Source organism: Thalassospira alkalitolerans, assembly GCF_002115745.1.
In the GTDB taxonomy this organism is placed as follows: Bacteria; Pseudomonadota; Alphaproteobacteria; order Rhodospirillales; family Thalassospiraceae; genus Thalassospira; species Thalassospira alkalitolerans.
Genome location: NZ_JFKB01000007.1, coordinates 52,953 through 69,976, shown reverse-complemented (window position 1 = coordinate 69,976; position 17,024 = coordinate 52,953). Strand labels below are relative to the sequence as shown.

The following is a 17,024-nucleotide window of genomic DNA, read 5'->3' as shown; positions in this document are numbered from 1 at the left end:
GTTGTGTCGGTGATGGCGAATTAATTAAACCAAAGGCATCAACCCGGTTCGAGCAAGATGATCCTTGCCGATCACATGAATAATATCAACACAAGGTAGGTTGGATATGCGCAGTTTGAAATTTGCCGTCATCGGTTTGCTAACCCTTGTCGTGGCAGCATGCCGCACCGTCCCGGTTCAGAACGTCACCAGTCAGCCCTTTCCCGCTGATGTTACGAAACTCAGCATGGCACAGATCGAAGAAAGCATCATCAAAGCCGCAGGTGACCGGCAATGGATCGTTCAGCACAAATCCGATGGCGAACTGATTGCGACCTATTCCCCGCGCACCCATGTCGCCAAGGTCAAGATCGATTTTGACCAATCGGCCTTCTCGATTGCCTATGTTGACAGCTCCAACCTGGATTATAATGGCACTTCGATCCATTATAATTACAATCGCTGGGTCAACAACCTGCGACAGGATATTTTGCGTGAAGTGTCGGCGCGCGCCACACTTGCCAACTAAGGTTTTACATGACGCTGCTGCACGCCCGGATTTCACATTGGGCATTCTGGGAAGACCGCGATAATCACGCGATCCTGAAAACCGGAACGCCCAATGCCCGTACCGACACGATTGACGACATGACCAGTGCCAATCTGGCGCGCAGCCTGAAACCTGCCTGGCGGCGGCGGCTTGATCTTTATGGTCGCGCTGCCGCCGAAGTACTCGGCAAGGTGCTTGTTACCGATGATAATCCGCATATCGTTTTTGCCTCGCGGCATGGCAATATCGACAGAACCCTGAAACTTTTGCATCAAGTCGCAACCGACGAAATTCTGTCCCCGGCAAATTTCAGCATGTCAGTTCACAATGCACTGGTAGGGATCGCATCAATTAACTGGTCAATCACCCAAAGCCACACGGCAATTGCCGCTGGTGCCGATAGCCTGATTTCAGGCCTGACCGAAACATTATGCCAGCTTGCCGATCACAATGGCCCCGTGGTTCTGTGTTATGTCGATCTGCCACTTCCTGAAATTTATGCCGATATCGACCCAGCCGATATTTCCGGAATTGCACTTGCCATGCGCTTTTGCCCGCTTGGCGATGATGAACCCGCAAAAAACCAATTAGCCTTCAAAGCCATGTCAAAACGCGATGATAAAGCCCCCCCCCATCAGCAGGCCCGCCAGATTGCCAATTTCCTTGGCGCGATGGCCCCGGATTTAAAACCGGAACCAAAGTACGAAGTGGAACTTGCGGGTAAAACAGGTGGATGGCTGATGACCCAGCATGACTAAACGCCAGATTGATCAAAAAAAAGCAACGCCCCCACGCAAGGGGTTAAACTGGTACTGGCGGCTTTTTGCGACGGGATTTGCCTTTTGCAGCTTTGGGCTGGGCGGTGTTCTGATGGCAATCACGATCTTTCCGGCCATGATGATCATCCTGCAAAACCGGGAAAAACGGCGCAAATACGCCCAACTTGTTATTTGCCGCGGCTTTCGCATTTTTGTTTGGTTGCTTGATGTCACTGGCGTTGCCGAGGCCCGAACGGAAAACATCGAACAATTGCGCGCGGCGCGCGGCGCGCTGATCATTGCCAATCATCCGACATTGCTTGATGTTGTCATGATCCTGGCCCAGATGGACCGCTGTCAATGCGTGGTCAAACACGAGCTGTTTCGCAACCCGTTCATGGCCGGTGTTGTGCGTGCCGCCGGTTTCATCCGCAATGACGATAATCCGGAAAACCTGATTTCGCAGGCCAGCGCACATTTGGGATCAGGTGCCTGCATCATGATTTTCCCCGAGGGCACACGCACACCAAGCCGGCGCAAGCTTGGCCAATTGCAACGCGGCGTTGCTAATATCGCGATAGAAACGCATGCCGACTTGATTCCTGTGGTTGTGCACTGTAATCACGATACCTTGAAAAAAGGGGTACCGTGGTATCGCATTCCGCCGTCGAAAATCCGTTATCGGTTGGTGGTTGATGCACCGCTATCATTTGGGGACATTGCTGATCCGACGCTGACACGTGCCAAACTGGCGCGATCCGTGACCCGGATCATCAAAGACTATTTTCTGGATAAACTGACGTATGACTTCGCTGGAAACAGAACTTAAAGCATTTATTATCGAGACGCTTAATCTCGAAGACGTAAACGTCGATGATATCGACAGCGAAGAAGCCCTGTTTGTTGACGGGCTTGGACTTGATTCGATTGATGCCCTTGAACTTGGCGTCGCGCTTCAGAAAAAATACGACGTGCGCATCGATGCCAAGAACGAAGACGTGAAAACCCATTTCGCATCTGTTCGCAATCTGGCGAAATTCATTCACGCATCCGGCAGGGAAGGGTAATCATGCACAGCCGCGAAGACGTTTATCAGCAGCTTCACGATTATCTGGTCGAACTTTTCGAAGTACCGGCTGAAAACATCACCCCCGACGCACGCCTGTTCGAAGACCTTGATCTTGACAGTATTGATGCCGTCGATCTGATCGTGAAATTCCAGGAAATCACCGGCAAGAAAATTCCGGCCATGGAATTTCGGTCTGTCCGCACTGTCGACGATGTCGTCGAGAAGATCCATGTCCTGGTCAGTTCCTAAGCGAATCACGTCCATTCTGCTTGCCATACTGGGTGTGACCTATCCGGTTCTGGTCTATTTTGGGCTATCGGCTTTTTCCCCGCGGGTCATTTTGATCATCGCCCTGTTTTTAGTGATCCTGCGGGCCGCGATGTTTGCCGCAGTCCGGCGTTATGATGCGGCCGGGTTGACCTTGCTGGTTGCGCTTATTCTGGCGCTGGCCGGGATTGCCAGCGACATGGTCGCAATCCAATTTTACCCGGTGATCGTCAACCTGACACTGGCGACTGTTTTTACCGTCACGCTGTTTTCAAAGGCTCCGATGATTGAACGTTTTGCCCGGATGAAAACACCCGATCTGGATGACTATGCAATTGGCTATACCCGCATCCTGACCAAGGTCTGGATCGGATTTTTCATTGCCAATGCCGCCATTGCGAGCTGGACAGCACTTTATGCCAGCCTCGAAACATGGACGCTTTATAATGGTCTGATTTCTTATCTTCTGATCGCCACCCTGTTTGTCGGCGAATGGCCAATCCGCCGCATCCTGCGTGCGCGTCATGACCGCAATATCAAAGAGAACACATGACCGGTTTTATTGAAAACCTGTATCACCCCCAAAATGCAAATACGGCCCTTTGCATCGAAGGCGGGCGTGAATATTGCGTTGGTGACCTGCGCACCGATATTGATCGCTTATACCCGCAACTCCCCCAAAATGGCCGGATCGCTATCCATTGCCAATCAGCACGCCTGTTTCTGATTGCCATCACCGCAATATGGCGTGGTGGTGCCATTGTGATTTTTCCGGCCACAGATCGCCCGGCCTATCTCGATGGTATTGCCGATCAGTTTGACCTGTATCTTGATGACGCCGCGATCCTTGCAAGACTGAACACCCCGCCCCCGGCAATCAAGCCAAGTCCGACCGACATATTGCCAAATCCGGTCAACTGCAAGGCCGTCTTCTTTACATCAGGGTCGACCGGAACACCCAAACCGGTTCATAAAACGCTGACCCAGATAGAGGCCGAAATACGGGTTCAAGAACCCCTGTGGCAAAACCACATTCCGGCAGGTGCACGCATCGTCGGACTGGTATCGCATCAGCATATCTATGGCCTGATATTTCGCATTATCTGGCCTGTGATCAGCCACCGTATTTTCACCGCCGATCCGGCCCCCTATTGGGAAATGATGCAAGGTGATCTTCGCACTGGTGATGTTTTGATCGCCAGCCCGGCACACCTTAAAAACCTGCATCCTGACCTTGCAGATGTCGCGCGTCCGTCGATCATTTTTTCATCCGGAGGGCCGCTTGATCCGGCGGCTGCGCACGAAACCACCACAATGCTAGGCACCTGCCCGACCGAGATTTATGGCAGCACGGAAACCGGCGGCATTGCCTATCGACAACAGATAGATGCCGACAGCATCTGGCACCCCCTACCCGGTGTTGAGACCAGCAAAAACGATGCCGGATGTCTTCGTGTCCGCGCCGAACATATCGCCGGGGATGACTGGTATCAAACCGAAGATTTCGCCGAAATCAACAAGGATACCGGCGGTTTCACACTTCGCGGACGGGCCGATCGGGTGGTCAAAATCGAAGGCAAGCGTATCTCGCTTGGCGCTGTCGAAGGCCATCTGCGCAATTGTGATCTGGTCGAGGATGCCATCGCCCTGATCCCGGACGATCATGATCGGCGCCTTGGCGTAATTGCGGTTCTAAGCAAAACCGGCAAAGATATGCTGGCCAATGTTGGCAAGTTCCGCATGGGGCGTCAGTTGCGCCGCGAAATCGCACAGTACGAAGATGACGCCGCCCTGCCGCAACGTTGGCGCTTTGTCGATCAACTGCCTTCTGACACTCAGGGCAAACGTCCGCTGCACCTGTTGCGCGCTCTATTCGCTGATCCCGCACCAGAAAATCCGGAAATCATCGCCAATACGCATGATGGAGATACTGCCAGCCTGACACTTCACCTGCCGGGCGACCTGATTTATTTCCGCGGACATTTCCCCGATATGCCGATCCTGCCCGGCGTTGTGCAATTGCATTGGGCGGTCACACAGGCGGCGATGATTTTCAAAGTCCCGGTAACACTTGGTGAAGTCACACAACTTAAATATCGCAAACCGATTACACCCGGAACAAATGTAACGCTGGAGCTTACCTGTGACCGGGCCGGGGCAAAGGTACGATTCCGATATCATTCAAGTTCTGAGGGCGATCACAGTTCGGGCATTCTGAAATGGCGCGGTGAAACCGCATGAATAATGCCATGAAAATCTGTGCTGTCGTTCCGACCCATAATCATCACCGCGTCCTTGCCGACGTGGTAAAACACCTTCGCGAACATGACCTGCCGATCTTTATCATCGATGACGGTTCAGACGGGGAAACACGCGACGTTGTGGCCGCCCTGCATGATCCCGAAAACGGCGTCACCTGTTGGCGGCTTGATGAAAATGGTGGCAAGGGTATTGCCGTCATGATCGGCATGACAATGGCAAACCGCGCCGGTTTTACCCACGCAATCCAGATTGATGCCGATGGTCAACATGACCTTGACCGGCTCAATGACATGATTGATGCCGCACATCAAAATCCCGATGCCCTTGTTACCGGACTGCCGATCTATGACGACAGCATCCCGACCGGGCGCAAGATTGGCCGCTGGGTCACCCATGTATGGGTCTGGATCGAAACATTATCACTTCATATCCGCGACAGCATGTGTGGCTTTCGCGTTTATCCAATCACTCAAAGCCTTGGCGTCTGGCGCGATGAAGGTGCCGGGCACAAAATGGATTTCGATACCGAACTGATGGTGCGGCTTTACTGGCGCGGGGTGCCAATCATTCATATTCCAACCAAGGTCACCTATCCCGACGGCAATATTTCCAACTTCCGCCTGTGGAATGACAATGTCCTGATCAGTTGGATGCATACACGCCTGTTTTTTGGCATGTTGGCCCGATTGCCGGGCTTTGCCCTGCGTGGCGGGCGGTTTGGCGCAAAGCCATCTTCTTCATCCCCATCGCCCTTATCCTTCGCCCGTGATGCCAATCCGAATGCGCGCCACTGGGCCGAAATCGATGAACGCGGGATCTATTGGGGCATGCGGTTTCTTGGCATGGTCTATCGTCTTGGCGGGCGCAGGTTGTGTATGATTTTCATGTTTCCGATAATCACCTATTTCTTCATAACAGGGCGTTCCGCACGCGACGCATCGCAGGATTTCCTGACCCGAATTGCCAAAATCAACAATAGCCCGAAACCGACATGGCGCGACAGTTTCCGTCATTTCATGAATTTCGGCGAAAGCGCATTGGATAAAATCGCTGCATGGTGCGGGGAAATGAAGATCGACGATCTTGATCTTCCTGATCGCGCCGACAGCCTGTTTTCCTATATCCCGCGCGATAAGGCGGCTGTTTTGTTCGTATCGCATTTCGGCAATGTCGAACTGGTCCGGGCCATTGCCAGCCGGGATCGCAATTTCCGCATCAATGTGCTTTTGCATCAGAAAAATGCCGCCCGGTTTGGCCGGGTTTTGCAAAAACTAGCGCCCGAAAGTCAGGTCGACCTGATCGAAGTCACCGATATCGGCCCGGACACCGCCATATTGCTGCGAGAAAAGGTAGAACGCGGCGAATGGATCGTGATCGCAGCCGACCGTGTTGCCATTGGCGCACGCGACAAATCGGTACTGGCCCCATTTTTGGGGGAACCGGCCCCATTCCCGCAAGGACCCTTTATTCTGGCCTATCTTCTGCAATGCCCGGTTTACATGGTCGCGGCATGGCGTACAGGCAAACGGTTTGAAATCGTCTGGAACAAACTGGCAGATCAAATCATTCTGCCACGCAAGGACCGGGTTGGGAAAATCACCGAATATGCCGGTCAGTATGCAAGTTGGCTGGAAAAGCTTGTTGTGACAAAACCGCTGCAATGGTTCAATTTCTATGACTTCTGGGCGACGAAAAAGGACGACAATGAATAACAGTTGCACCAATGTTCTGTTTGGCGAAGAAAACCTGCGCATCGAAGATATCGTTGCACTGGCCGAACAGCGCGCTATGCCCGTCCTGTCATCTGCCCCGGAATTCACCACCCGCATTCAGGCCGGTGCTGATTTCCTTGACCGCGAGTTGCGCGATCACGGCCATATTTACGGGGTGACTACGGGCTATGGTGATTCTGTTTCGCGCCGCGTCCCGCCGGAACTGGTGGCCGAACTGCCCCTGCATCTCAGCCGGTTTCACGGTTGCGGCCTTGGCAATTTACTAAGCGCCAATCAGGCACGTGCGGTTCTGGCCGTGCGGCTGGCATCGCTTTGCACTGGATATTCCGGCGTCAGTCTTAACCTTTTGCGCCAGTTATCAGGCCTTCTTGAACATAACATCACGCCTTTGATCCCCGAAGAAGGATCGGTTGGCGCCAGTGGTGATCTGACCCCGCTTTCCTATGTTGCCGCCGCCTTGATCGGGGAACGCGATGTCTTGTATCGCGGTGAAAAAACCACCGCCGAAGACGCCCTGTCAAAAGCCGGGTTAACGCCGTTAACCTTGCGCCCCAAAGAAGCCCTTGCAATCATGAATGGTACATCCGTAATGACCGCCATGATGTGTCAGGCATTCGTGCGAGCCGATTACCTGTGCCGTCTGACCGCGCGCATCACATCACTGGCATCCATCGGATTGCTGGGCAATCCCGCGCATTTTGACAAACGCCTGTTTGCCGCCAAACCCCATCCGGGCCAGGCCCGCATCGCCGCCTTTATCGAAGGCGACCTTGCCGATCTTGGCGCAAATTACACCCCCGCCCGATTGCAGGATCGATATTCGCTACGCTGTGCGCCACATGTCATCGGTGTTCTGGCCGACATGATGCCGACATTCCGAACCACACTTGAAACCGAACTTAACAGCGCAAATGACAATCCCCTGATCGACATCGAAGGCGAAACCATCCTGCATGGCGGGCATTTCTATGGTGGGCATGTTGCCTTTGTTGCCGACGGGATGAAAACCCTGATTGCCAATCTGGCCGATTTGATGGATCGGCAAATGGCGCTTTTGGTCGATACCAAATTCAATCATGGCTTGCCATCAAACCTGTCAGGGTCGGATGCGGATCGGGCATCAATCAATCACGGGCTTAAAGCGGTGCAAATCGGTGTATCAGCCTGGACGGCCGAGGCACTTAAAAACACCATGCCTGCCAGCGTTTTCTCGCGCTCGACCGAATGTCATAATCAGGACAAGGTTAGTATGGGGACGATTGCCGCACGTGATTGCCTGCGCATCCTGCAACTGACCGAACAGGTCGCGGCCGCCAATCTGATCGCCGTCAAACAGGCCATCACACTGCGCCTGAAAAATGGTGAAATCCGGGATGCCCAGCTTGGCAATGACCTGACAACGTTTCTTGATGCGCTTGGCCGCGACATCCCGTTTATCGCCGAAGACCAACCGCTTGAAGGCACATTGCGTCTGCTTGTCGATCGTATTCAGGGCCGTCACTGGGCGCTTTATGGCGAGGATATCGCATCATGATCAATGCGTCCATCACAGAAACCGTTCAATTCTATCACCTTGATCCAATGAATGTGGTTTGGCACGGCAATTACGTGCAGTTCTTTGAAAATGCCCGCTGTGCCCTGCTTGATAAGGTCGATTACAATTATCCGCAAATGGATGCATCGGGCTATGTCTGGCCGATTGTCGATATGCGGGTCAAATATATCCGTCCCTGCAGCTTTGGGCAGAACATCACCATTATCGCGACGCTTCGCGAATATGAAAACCGCCTGAAAATCGACTATTTGGTCCGCGACACCAAAACCGGTGAAAAATTAACCAAGGGCTTTACCATTCAGGTCGCGGTGGAAAAAAGCAGCGGTGAAATGCTGTATCGCAGTCCCGATTTCTTCATCGAAAAGATAGAGGCCCTTTCTTGACCCTGCTTCGCCGCCTGATCGCATCTGGAATGATGGCCGCCCTATTTGGCGCGGGCGTGTTCAGTTGTGCATGGGCGACCGAAATCACGCCCCCGGCAAAGATCAATCAGGACCAATATCTGCGCGGCAGTTTCACCATGGAACGCTATCTAGCCGGTTTTGACAAACCGCTAAGATCAAACGGTGACTTTATCCTGTCCCCGACCACGGGGCTTGTCTGGCGCACCCTTGACCCGTTCCCCGGCACAACGGTTCTGGATGATCACGGCATCACCCGGATTGATGATCAGGGCAACCGTGATGCACTTGCCCGTGGTGATCAGTTTCGCCAGTTTGTCGAACTGATTTCCGCCGTGCTTGCCGGAAACTGGCAACCGCTTGAACAACGCTTTGACATCACCAAAAGCACGACCGCCGATAATGCCTGGCAAATAATCCTGACCCCAAAAGATAACACCGCGATTGCAAGCCAGATCACCAAAATCACCGCAACCGGCAACGATTATGTCCAAACCATCCAACTTGAAAAACCATCCGATGATCATGACGACATCATCCTTGCCGATCAGGGCCTAGGCAACCTTCCCTTGCCGCCGGAATTTGCCGCCCTTTTGACAGGAACGGTCAAGTAATGGCATTGCGGGCATCCATCTGGGCATTTTGCCTGATTTTAATGGCGACCTTCGCCGGATGGCAGTTGCACGGCGGGTTCACCGGGATTGATGCTGATTTCCTGTCGCTGATCGGGCGGGAAAACACCGATCCGGACAAACCGAAAAGCAATATTGAAACCGTCCGCCACCTTCTGGCACGTGATAGCCAGCAGGCGATTTTCATGCTGTCGCATCCAGAACGCGATACACTTGAAAAAGCGGCCAGCGAATTCGCCGATAAGATTGCGGCGATGGATGGCACACAAAACATTACCCTGCCCGGTCGCAACAATGACCGCTTTGCCGATCTGATGGCGCTTTATGGTCCCTATGCCAATGGACTTTTATCACAATCGGATCATACCCGATTGACCAATGGTGACGGCGACGCGCTGTATCGTCGGGCCATCCAGAACCTTTATTCCCCGGCAACAACACTGAGCAGCCAATCGCTAAAACAGGACCCGTTTGCCCTGTTGCCCGTGTTTCTATCGGACCTTGGGTCAAAGCTTGGTTCCGGCAATGATGTGATCGCACGCGGCGGGCGCTTTTATCTGCCGGTGATGGCCACTCTGTCTGCTGACTTACGCAGCACCGGCACCGATCCGCGATGGGTCAAGGGTGCCAAGGCCGCCCTGCAATCGATCAAGGATATGACACCCGATCTGACCACAGCCAAAACCGGGCAGATCTTTTTTGCCCAGGCCGAGGCAACCCGCGCCAAAGCCGATGTCCAGCGCATCGCGATCATCGCCACCATTGGCATCCTGATTATGATCGGGTTGGTGTTTTATTCACCGATACCGCTTTTGGGGGCCTTGCTGGTCGTTGGCAGCGGACTTATCGCCGGACTTGCCGCCGTCATCCTGATTTTTCCGACCATTCATGTGATCGCGCTGGTTTTTGGTGCCAGCATGATCGGCATTTCGGTCGATTATGCCCTGCATTTCCTTGTCCTGCGCACGTCGGATGGATCACCACGTGACAGATTGCGCAAAATCAAACCGGGCCTCAGCCTTGGCCTTTTGACATCTGTCATCGGCTTTAGCGCATTATCACTTAGCCCAACGCAATTACTGGCCCAGATTGCCGTCTATTCGGTGGTGGGGTTGATCGCGGCTTATTGTTCGGTCCTGTTCCTGTTGCCGCTGGTTCCGGCGCGCGATGTACGGGCATCCTCGCCAATCCGCAAATTACATGACCTGCTTCAAATAGGCCTTAACAGGACCTTTTCCACACGCCCCACACGGTTGATCGCAAGCACGGTGATCATCATCGGGCTTGTCCTGGCAGCCGCGCTGATCCCCGGTAATAATGATATTCGCCAATTCGGCCATGGCAATGATACCCTGATTTCCGATGCGCGCGAGATCGCCGATATTCTGGGGTTAGGTGGAAGTTCCACCTTCCTGCGTATTGATGGCGACAATGCCCAAAGCCGCCTGCAAACCGGCGAAGCGGTGCGTCATGCCCTATCGCCCCTGATAAATGACAACCGTCTTGGCGGCTTGATTGGGCTTTCAGATTTGATCCCGTCCATCGCCCGACAGGAAGAAAACCGGCTGCTGGTCACACACGAACTCTATGACCGTTTTGGCGCGGCCCTGTCCGATCAATTACCGGTCAATATCACCGCCCCGACGATGTCGGCGGATTACCTTGTGCCCGATGAAAGGGCCACAATGATCCTGCCAGAAATTGATCGCCTGCATTCTGGAAATTCGGACATCATTCGACTTCGCAATGTCATGGATATTGATGCCATTCGTGCGGCAATTGCCCCAATCAATCCTGTCACCTTGATCGACCCGGCAGACGCCATCAGCGCGCAGTTTTCCCAATATCATTTTTGGGCGTGGGTGGCACTTGGCGGCGCGCTTTGCATTGCTGCCATCCTTGCGGTTTCGCGATACGGGCTTCGCAGCGGCATTTGCATTTTTGCCGCCCCCGCAGGCGCGATCCTGATTGCTGTGATCGGCGGATATCTTTTCGGGATACCGCAAAGCTTCTTTACCACCATGGCACTGTTTCTAGTCTTTGCCATCGGGGCGGATTATGTGCTGTTTCTGGCCGAAAGCCGCAATAGCAACCATGACGACGATACAAGACTTGCGGTCTTGTTGTCCCTGATCAGTAGCGTTCTTGCCTTTGGTCTTCTCGCCAGCAGTTCGGTACCACTGGTCCGCGACATTGGTTCGGTCATTGCCATTGGTCTAGTCGGCGCGTGGTTTCTGGCCTTTTGGATGACAGCTCCCGATCATGAACAAGGAAACACCCCGTGAAAGCAGAATGCGATATCGCCGTCATTGGGGCGGGCCCGGCCGGGTCGGTGGTTGCCAAATTCCTTCATGATGCCGGGCTTGCCGTTACAGTGCTGGAAGCACAGACCTTTCCACGCTTTGTCATCGGTGAAAGCCTGCTGCCCAATTGCATGAATGTGCTGGAACGCGCAAACCTGCTGCCCGCGGTTGAGGCCGCCGGTTTCCAGTTTAAAAACGGTGCCGTTTTCGAATGTGCAGATCAATACATGTCGATTGATTTTCGCGAGAATTTCGAACGAACGGGCTGGGGCACAACGTTTCAGGTCCAGCGGGCCCAATTTGATCAAATTTTGGCCGATGAAACTGCACGTGCCGGGGTCGATATCCGGTTCGGGCACAAAGTGACATCGGCAAATCTTTCCGATGGCCATTGCAGCCTTGGCTTTGAGGATGCAGATGGCAAACCGGGCGAACTTCGCGCCGGTTTCGTTGTCGATGCCAGCGGGTATGGCCGGGTACTGCCCCGCATGCTCGGCCTTGCCCGTGCCGATAAATCCATCGAACGCCGTGCACTGTTCACCCATATGCGCGATCGCATCAGTGATCCGGGTTATGACCGCGAAAAAATCCTGATCACTGTGCACCCGACCCGGCATGAAATCTGGTACTGGCTGATCCCGTTTTCCGATGGCACAGCATCCGTTGGGGTTATCTATCCCGATAACGACCCGGCATTTGTCGGAATGACCGATCAGGATATTTTCAAACGACTGATCGATGATACGCGACTTGGAAGTTTGTTGATAAATGCCGAACCGATCCGTGAACTGGCATCGATTGCCGGATACAGCGCACAATCGGAAAAACTTCATGGCGATGGTTATGTCTTGTTGGGGAATTCGGCCGGGTTCCTTGATCCGGTGTTTTCATCTGGGGTTACCATTGCCATGCAATCGGCCGAAATGGCCGCCAGTGTTCTGATCAATCGACACAGGGGACAATCGATTGACTGGAACAAGGATTTTGCCGAACCGTTGTCAAAAGGTGTCGATACGTTCCGGTCCTATGTCGATGCTTGGTACGATGGACGTCTACAGGCGATTATTTTCAATCAGCCCGATGATGATTCACAACTGAAACGTATGGTCGTTTCGATCCTTGCAGGATATGCATGGAACATCGAAAACCCGCTGGTCGACAAGACCGAGCGTTATCTGGAAATGTTGCACGATCTATGCGCGCCATCATTATAAGAACCCTTTTCGCAAGCATCCTTGCCGCCGGGCTTACCGCCTGCGACAGTATCCACATGCCCGAAATGTCGATGCCAAATATCTTTGCACCGGGCCAGACACAAACCGTGATGCTTGACCCGGGTTCGGAATTCACCCTGCCCGACGAACCATGGGACAGCGATGAAACCATTGATGTCACCCAACAGGTTCGCGCCAATTGGAAAGATGGCACTGAAACCGGACAAGGCATTTTTCAGGCCCGCATAACAATCGAACGCGATCATGCCCGTATCGTCATGCTTGACGATCTGGGTCGCCGGGCGATTGATATCGACTGGACGGTTGATGCGCTATCGGTGCAATCAGCGGACTGGCTTCCTGCCAGCCTTGATGCCAAACGCCTGCTTGCTGATATCATCATGGTTTACTGGCCCAAAGACGTGCTGGAAGGTTCCCTGCCCGATAATATGTCGGTCAATCAAACCATGGGCGAACGGATCATTCGTCTGAATAACAATGGCCGCGCCTATGCCCGGATTGAACGGCCGGTGCGCGATGTCTGGCACGGTATTGCGACCCTTCGCAATGAACAATTCGGTTATGTCATCACGATCAATTCCAAACGGACGGGATCGTAAGCATGACGTTCGGTCCGCTTTATCTTTCCGCCCTTGGCATTGTTTCCGCCCTTGGCACAGGGATCGATGAAACCCGTACAACCCTGCGTGGTGACCGTGTTGCCGATATGATTGCGCGCGATGGCTTTATGGCAAGCGGGTCAACGATCCTTGGAACGGTTACACAGGCACCGGCAAAATTGCCCGAACACCTTACCCGCCACGATACACGCAATAACCGCCTGCTTTGGGCCGCCACCTGCCAGATCAGGGATCAAATCACCGATCTGATCGCCACAACCGGCAAGGATCGCATCGGCATTGTGATGGGCACCAGCACATCCGGGATCGAAGAAGGAACAACCGACTATCAGGCAACACTGGATCAGGGCACCTTTCCCGAAGGCTTCCTTTACAGTCATCAGGAAATCGGATCACCGGCAGATTTCCTGCGCGAGGCCTTTGACCTTGGCGGGCCAGCCTATGTGATTTCCACCGCCTGTTCATCCAGCGCCAAGGCATTTGCCGCCAGTGCCCGCCTGATCAAGGCCGGATTATGCGATGCGGTTCTGGTTGGCGGGGTCGATAGCCTGTGCCGCCTGACCGTGCGAGGCTTTGACGCGTTGCAATCAATATCTGCCGGGGTTTGCAACCCCATGAGCATCCATCGCGACGGTATCAATATCGGCGAAGGGGCTGCCCTTTTCATCCTGCGCCGTGATGCGGGCGAGGTCGAATTACTGGGCGTTGGCGAAAGTTCGGATGCCCATCATCCCAATGCCCCCCATCCCGATGGCAAGGGGGCGGCACTGGCGATGCAAAACGCCCTTGCCAATGCCAATGTGACCGCATCCGATATCGCCTATATCAATTTGCATGGCACGGCCACACCGTTAAATGACGGGATGGAGGCACGCGCCGTTTGCGATGTGCTGGGCCCAGATGTCCCTGCCAGTTCGACCAAACCCATGACCGGCCATACATTGGGTGCCGCAGGCGCGATAGAGGCGGCGATACTTTGGCTGTCGCTTTCCGATGCACCAGATAGGGCATCCCTGCCACGTCATATCTGGGACGGTAAAAAGGATGCCGATATTCCTGAACTGCAGTTGATCAATGATACCAACGCGCACCTTGCCCCAATGGATCGCTACGCAATGATGAGCAACTCATTCGCCTTTGGCGGCAGCAACGTTTCAGTCATTCTTGGCCGGGGATGGCAACGGGGCAAACCGGCATGACGACCATCACGGCAACCAACGATCATTGCGACTTTCCACCAGTTGAAACGCTGGTGCCACACGCGGCCCCAATGCTGCTGATTGACCGGGTGCTGGCCGCCGATGACGAAGCCATGTGTACCGAAGTCCGCATATCAAAAAACAGCATGTTCTTTACCACCGGTCATGGTGTTCCGGGGTATGTCGGGATTGAATATATCGCCCAGACCGTCGCCGCCTATAGCGGCTGGCGCGTTCAATCTGCCGCACCGGGCAGCACGCCCAAAGTCGGGTATTTACTGGGCACGCGCAAGATGACCATGACCTGCGACTGGTTTGATGACGGCGCGACACTTTCGATCCATGTGAAGAATATTTTCGAAGACGGCGAAATGGGCGTTTTTGACGGCGAAGTGCGCAACGGTGATGACATACTTGTTAGCGCACGCATCAATGTCTATCAACCGAACGAACCGTCACCTGCAACAGATAGCAACCAAGATACGACAGACCCATGACAGAAACCATTTTGGTAACCGGGGCAAGCAAAGGGATCGGTGCTGCCACCGCCCGCCGACTTGCCAAGGACGGATTTGACATCATCGTCCATTATCATTCGGACCGCATAGGCGCCCAAGCCGTGTGTGATGACATCATTGCCCTTGGCCGTTCCGCACGATTGATCCAGTTTGATATCGCAGACCGCGAAACCACCCGCACGGCGATCGAAACCGACATCGCCGAAAACGGCGCACCATATGGGGTAATCCTGAATGCCGGGTTGACCCGTGATGGTCCGTTCCCAGCCCTTGAAGATGACGATTGGGACCGGGTATTGCACACCAATCTGGATGGTTTTTACAATGTGATCAAACCGTTGATCATGCCGATGATCCAGCGACGTAAGGGCGGGCGCATTGTCGCGTTAACCTCTATCGCCGGGATTGCCGGTAATCGCGGACAGGTCAATTATGCTGCGTCCAAGGCCGGGATCATCGGTGCCGTCAAATCGCTGGCCCTTGAACTGGCCAAACGCAAGATCACGGTCAATGCGGTCGCGCCTGGTGTCATCGAAACCCAAATGACCAAAGATTTGCCCGAAGACGACGTCAAGGCCATGATCCCGATGCGCCGATATGGCACCAGTGATGAAGTTGCCGGAACCATTGCGTTTCTGTGCGGTGCAGATGCGTCCTATATCACCCGTCAGGTCATTAGCGTAAATGGGGGGATGCTATGACGCGGCGCGTCGTTGTCACCGGCATGGCCGGGATTACCGCCCTTGGCGATAGCTGGGAAATCATCTCGTCACGCATGGCGAATGGCGAAACCGGTATCCGGCGTATGCATGACTGGGACGGCAAATATGATTTGCGCACCCGTCTTGCCGCCCCGGTCGAGGATTTCACGCTCAAAGGAAAGTTCAACCGCAAACAACTGCGCAGCATGGGTCGTGTGGCCCAAATGTCGGTGGCTGCGACCGACAAAGCACTTGAAATGGCGGGCCTGCGCGATGACAAAACTCTTCTGCAGGGTGGGCGTATTGGTATTGCCTATGGATCATCCTTTGGCAGCACCCCACCGGTTCTGGGCTTTACCCGCCTGATGGAACATGGTGACAGCAACGCCATCACCGCGACGAGCTATATCCAGATGATGAGCCACACGGCGGCGGTCAATATCGGTGTGCTATATGGCATTTCGGGCCGGATCATTCCGACCTCAACCGCTTGCACATCGGGCAGCATGGGGATTGGTTACGCCTATGAGGCCATCAAATTCGGCATGCAGGATTTGATGATTGCCGGTGGCGCCGAAGAACTCTGCCCGACCATGGTCGCGGTATTCGATACCCTGTTTGCCACCAGCACCAATAACGACACCCCGGAACTGACCCCGCGCCCCTATGATGCGCGACGTGATGGATTGGTGATCGGCGAAGGTGCCGGGACGTTGATCCTTGAAGAATACGAACATGCCAAGGCACGCGGCGCGCAGATTTTTGGAGAGATCATCGGCTTTGCCAGCAATTCGGATGGTGCCCATATTACCCAACCCGCCGCCGACAAAATGGAGATCGCCCTTCGCACCTCGCTTGAAACGGCGGGTCTGTCACCAAGCGATATCGATATCGTCAATGGTCATGGCACCGCCACGGATCACGGCGACCTTGCCGAAAGCAAGGCGACACGCGCGGTATTTGACCGCGCCATTCCAATGCATACGCTAAAGGGGCATTTCGGCCACAGCCTTGGCGCATGTGGCGCGATCGAGGCATGGCTGGGACTGGAAATGATGCGTGACAGCAAATTTGCCGCCACCGCCAACCTTGAACAGGTCGACCCGGAATGTGCTGAACTTGATTATATCTATGGAACCGCACGAAATATTTCCGCCGAACATATGATGAGCAACAATTTTGCCTTTGGCGGCATCAACACATCACTGATCTTCCGGCAGATCTAAGTCTGCCAGACCCGAC

Annotated in this window: 18 protein-coding genes; all 18 read left to right on the top strand. The window is 54.1% G+C overall.

Features of this window, described 5'->3' with window-relative positions; genetic code table 11:
- Window positions 1-106: 106 nt before the first annotated feature.
- Genes TALK_RS11495 through TALK_RS11410 form a run of 18 tightly spaced genes read left to right on the top strand, consistent with a single transcriptional unit; the run spans window position 107 to window position 17,008 of the window.
- Window positions 107-508: a hypothetical protein gene (locus tag TALK_RS11495; protein WP_085618971.1), complete on the top strand. Its 402-nt coding sequence runs from the start codon at window positions 107-109 to the stop codon at window positions 506-508.
- 8 nt (window positions 509-516) lie between these two features.
- On the top strand, window positions 517-1,287 hold the full coding sequence (locus TALK_RS11490; protein WP_085618969.1) for a beta-ketoacyl synthase chain length factor: 771 nt from the start codon (window positions 517-519) through the stop codon (window positions 1,285-1,287).
- Entirely contained in the window at window positions 1,280-2,116 is an 837-nt protein-coding gene (locus TALK_RS11485) for a lysophospholipid acyltransferase family protein (protein ID WP_085618967.1), read from the top strand. The genes TALK_RS11490 and TALK_RS11485 overlap by 8 nt, the downstream gene beginning before the upstream one ends.
- Entirely contained in the window at window positions 2,091-2,354 is a 264-nt protein-coding gene (locus TALK_RS11480) for a phosphopantetheine-binding protein (protein ID WP_085618965.1), read from the top strand. The genes TALK_RS11485 and TALK_RS11480 overlap by 26 nt, the downstream gene beginning before the upstream one ends.
- A gap of 2 nt (window positions 2,355-2,356) precedes the next feature.
- The gene (locus TALK_RS11475) at window positions 2,357-2,605 is read left to right on the top strand and encodes an acyl carrier protein (RefSeq protein ID WP_085618963.1); all 249 of its coding nucleotides are present in this window, start codon (window positions 2,357-2,359) and stop codon (window positions 2,603-2,605) included.
- Complete coding sequence (locus TALK_RS11470) at window positions 2,586-3,176, top strand: COG4648 family protein (protein WP_085618961.1); 591 nt, start codon at window positions 2,586-2,588, stop codon at window positions 3,174-3,176. The genes TALK_RS11475 and TALK_RS11470 overlap by 20 nt, the downstream gene beginning before the upstream one ends.
- Complete coding sequence (locus TALK_RS11465; RefSeq protein WP_085618959.1) at window positions 3,173-4,864, top strand: ApeI family dehydratase; 1,692 nt, start codon at window positions 3,173-3,175, stop codon at window positions 4,862-4,864. The genes TALK_RS11470 and TALK_RS11465 overlap by 4 nt, the downstream gene beginning before the upstream one ends.
- A complete protein-coding gene (locus tag TALK_RS11460) occupies window positions 4,861-6,597 on the top strand; it encodes a glycosyltransferase family 2 protein (RefSeq protein WP_085618957.1) in 1,737 nt (578 codons plus the stop codon). Before TALK_RS11465 ends, TALK_RS11460 begins: the two co-directional genes overlap by 4 nt.
- Window positions 6,590-8,152 carry an HAL/PAL/TAL family ammonia-lyase gene (locus TALK_RS11455; protein ID WP_085618955.1) on the top strand — a complete coding sequence of 521 codons (1,563 nt, stop codon included), beginning with the start codon at window positions 6,590-6,592 and terminating at the stop codon, window positions 8,150-8,152. The genes TALK_RS11460 and TALK_RS11455 overlap by 8 nt, the downstream gene beginning before the upstream one ends.
- Window positions 8,149-8,556, top strand: coding sequence for an acyl-CoA thioesterase (locus TALK_RS11450; RefSeq protein WP_085618953.1), 408 nt, complete (start codon window positions 8,149-8,151; stop codon window positions 8,554-8,556). The genes TALK_RS11455 and TALK_RS11450 overlap by 4 nt, the downstream gene beginning before the upstream one ends.
- Window positions 8,553-9,188 carry a LolA family protein gene (locus TALK_RS11445; protein WP_085618951.1) on the top strand — a complete coding sequence of 212 codons (636 nt, stop codon included), beginning with the start codon at window positions 8,553-8,555 and terminating at the stop codon, window positions 9,186-9,188. Before TALK_RS11450 ends, TALK_RS11445 begins: the two co-directional genes overlap by 4 nt.
- The gene (locus TALK_RS11440) at window positions 9,188-11,491 is read left to right on the top strand and encodes an MMPL family transporter (protein WP_085618949.1); all 2,304 of its coding nucleotides are present in this window, start codon (window positions 9,188-9,190) and stop codon (window positions 11,489-11,491) included. The genes TALK_RS11445 and TALK_RS11440 overlap by 1 nt, the downstream gene beginning before the upstream one ends.
- A complete protein-coding gene (locus TALK_RS11435; RefSeq protein WP_085618948.1) occupies window positions 11,488-12,723 on the top strand; it encodes an NAD(P)/FAD-dependent oxidoreductase in 1,236 nt (411 codons plus the stop codon). The genes TALK_RS11440 and TALK_RS11435 overlap by 4 nt, the downstream gene beginning before the upstream one ends.
- Window positions 12,705-13,343 carry a DUF3261 domain-containing protein gene (locus TALK_RS11430; protein WP_169715008.1) on the top strand — a complete coding sequence of 213 codons (639 nt, stop codon included), beginning with the start codon at window positions 12,705-12,707 and terminating at the stop codon, window positions 13,341-13,343. The genes TALK_RS11435 and TALK_RS11430 overlap by 19 nt, the downstream gene beginning before the upstream one ends.
- A gap of 2 nt (window positions 13,344-13,345) precedes the next feature.
- A complete protein-coding gene (locus TALK_RS11425; RefSeq protein ID WP_085618944.1) occupies window positions 13,346-14,563 on the top strand; it encodes a beta-ketoacyl-ACP synthase in 1,218 nt (405 codons plus the stop codon).
- Complete coding sequence (locus tag TALK_RS11420; protein WP_169715007.1) at window positions 14,560-15,060, top strand: hotdog family protein; 501 nt, start codon at window positions 14,560-14,562, stop codon at window positions 15,058-15,060. The genes TALK_RS11425 and TALK_RS11420 overlap by 4 nt, the downstream gene beginning before the upstream one ends.
- Window positions 15,057-15,782 (top strand): 3-oxoacyl-ACP reductase FabG, encoded by a 726-nt coding sequence (fabG, locus tag TALK_RS11415; protein WP_085618941.1) that lies wholly within the window; start codon window positions 15,057-15,059, stop codon window positions 15,780-15,782. The genes TALK_RS11420 and fabG overlap by 4 nt, the downstream gene beginning before the upstream one ends.
- A complete protein-coding gene (locus TALK_RS11410; protein ID WP_085618939.1) occupies window positions 15,779-17,008 on the top strand; it encodes a beta-ketoacyl-ACP synthase in 1,230 nt (409 codons plus the stop codon). The genes fabG and TALK_RS11410 overlap by 4 nt, the downstream gene beginning before the upstream one ends.
- The last annotated feature ends 16 nt before the right edge of the window (window positions 17,009-17,024 follow it).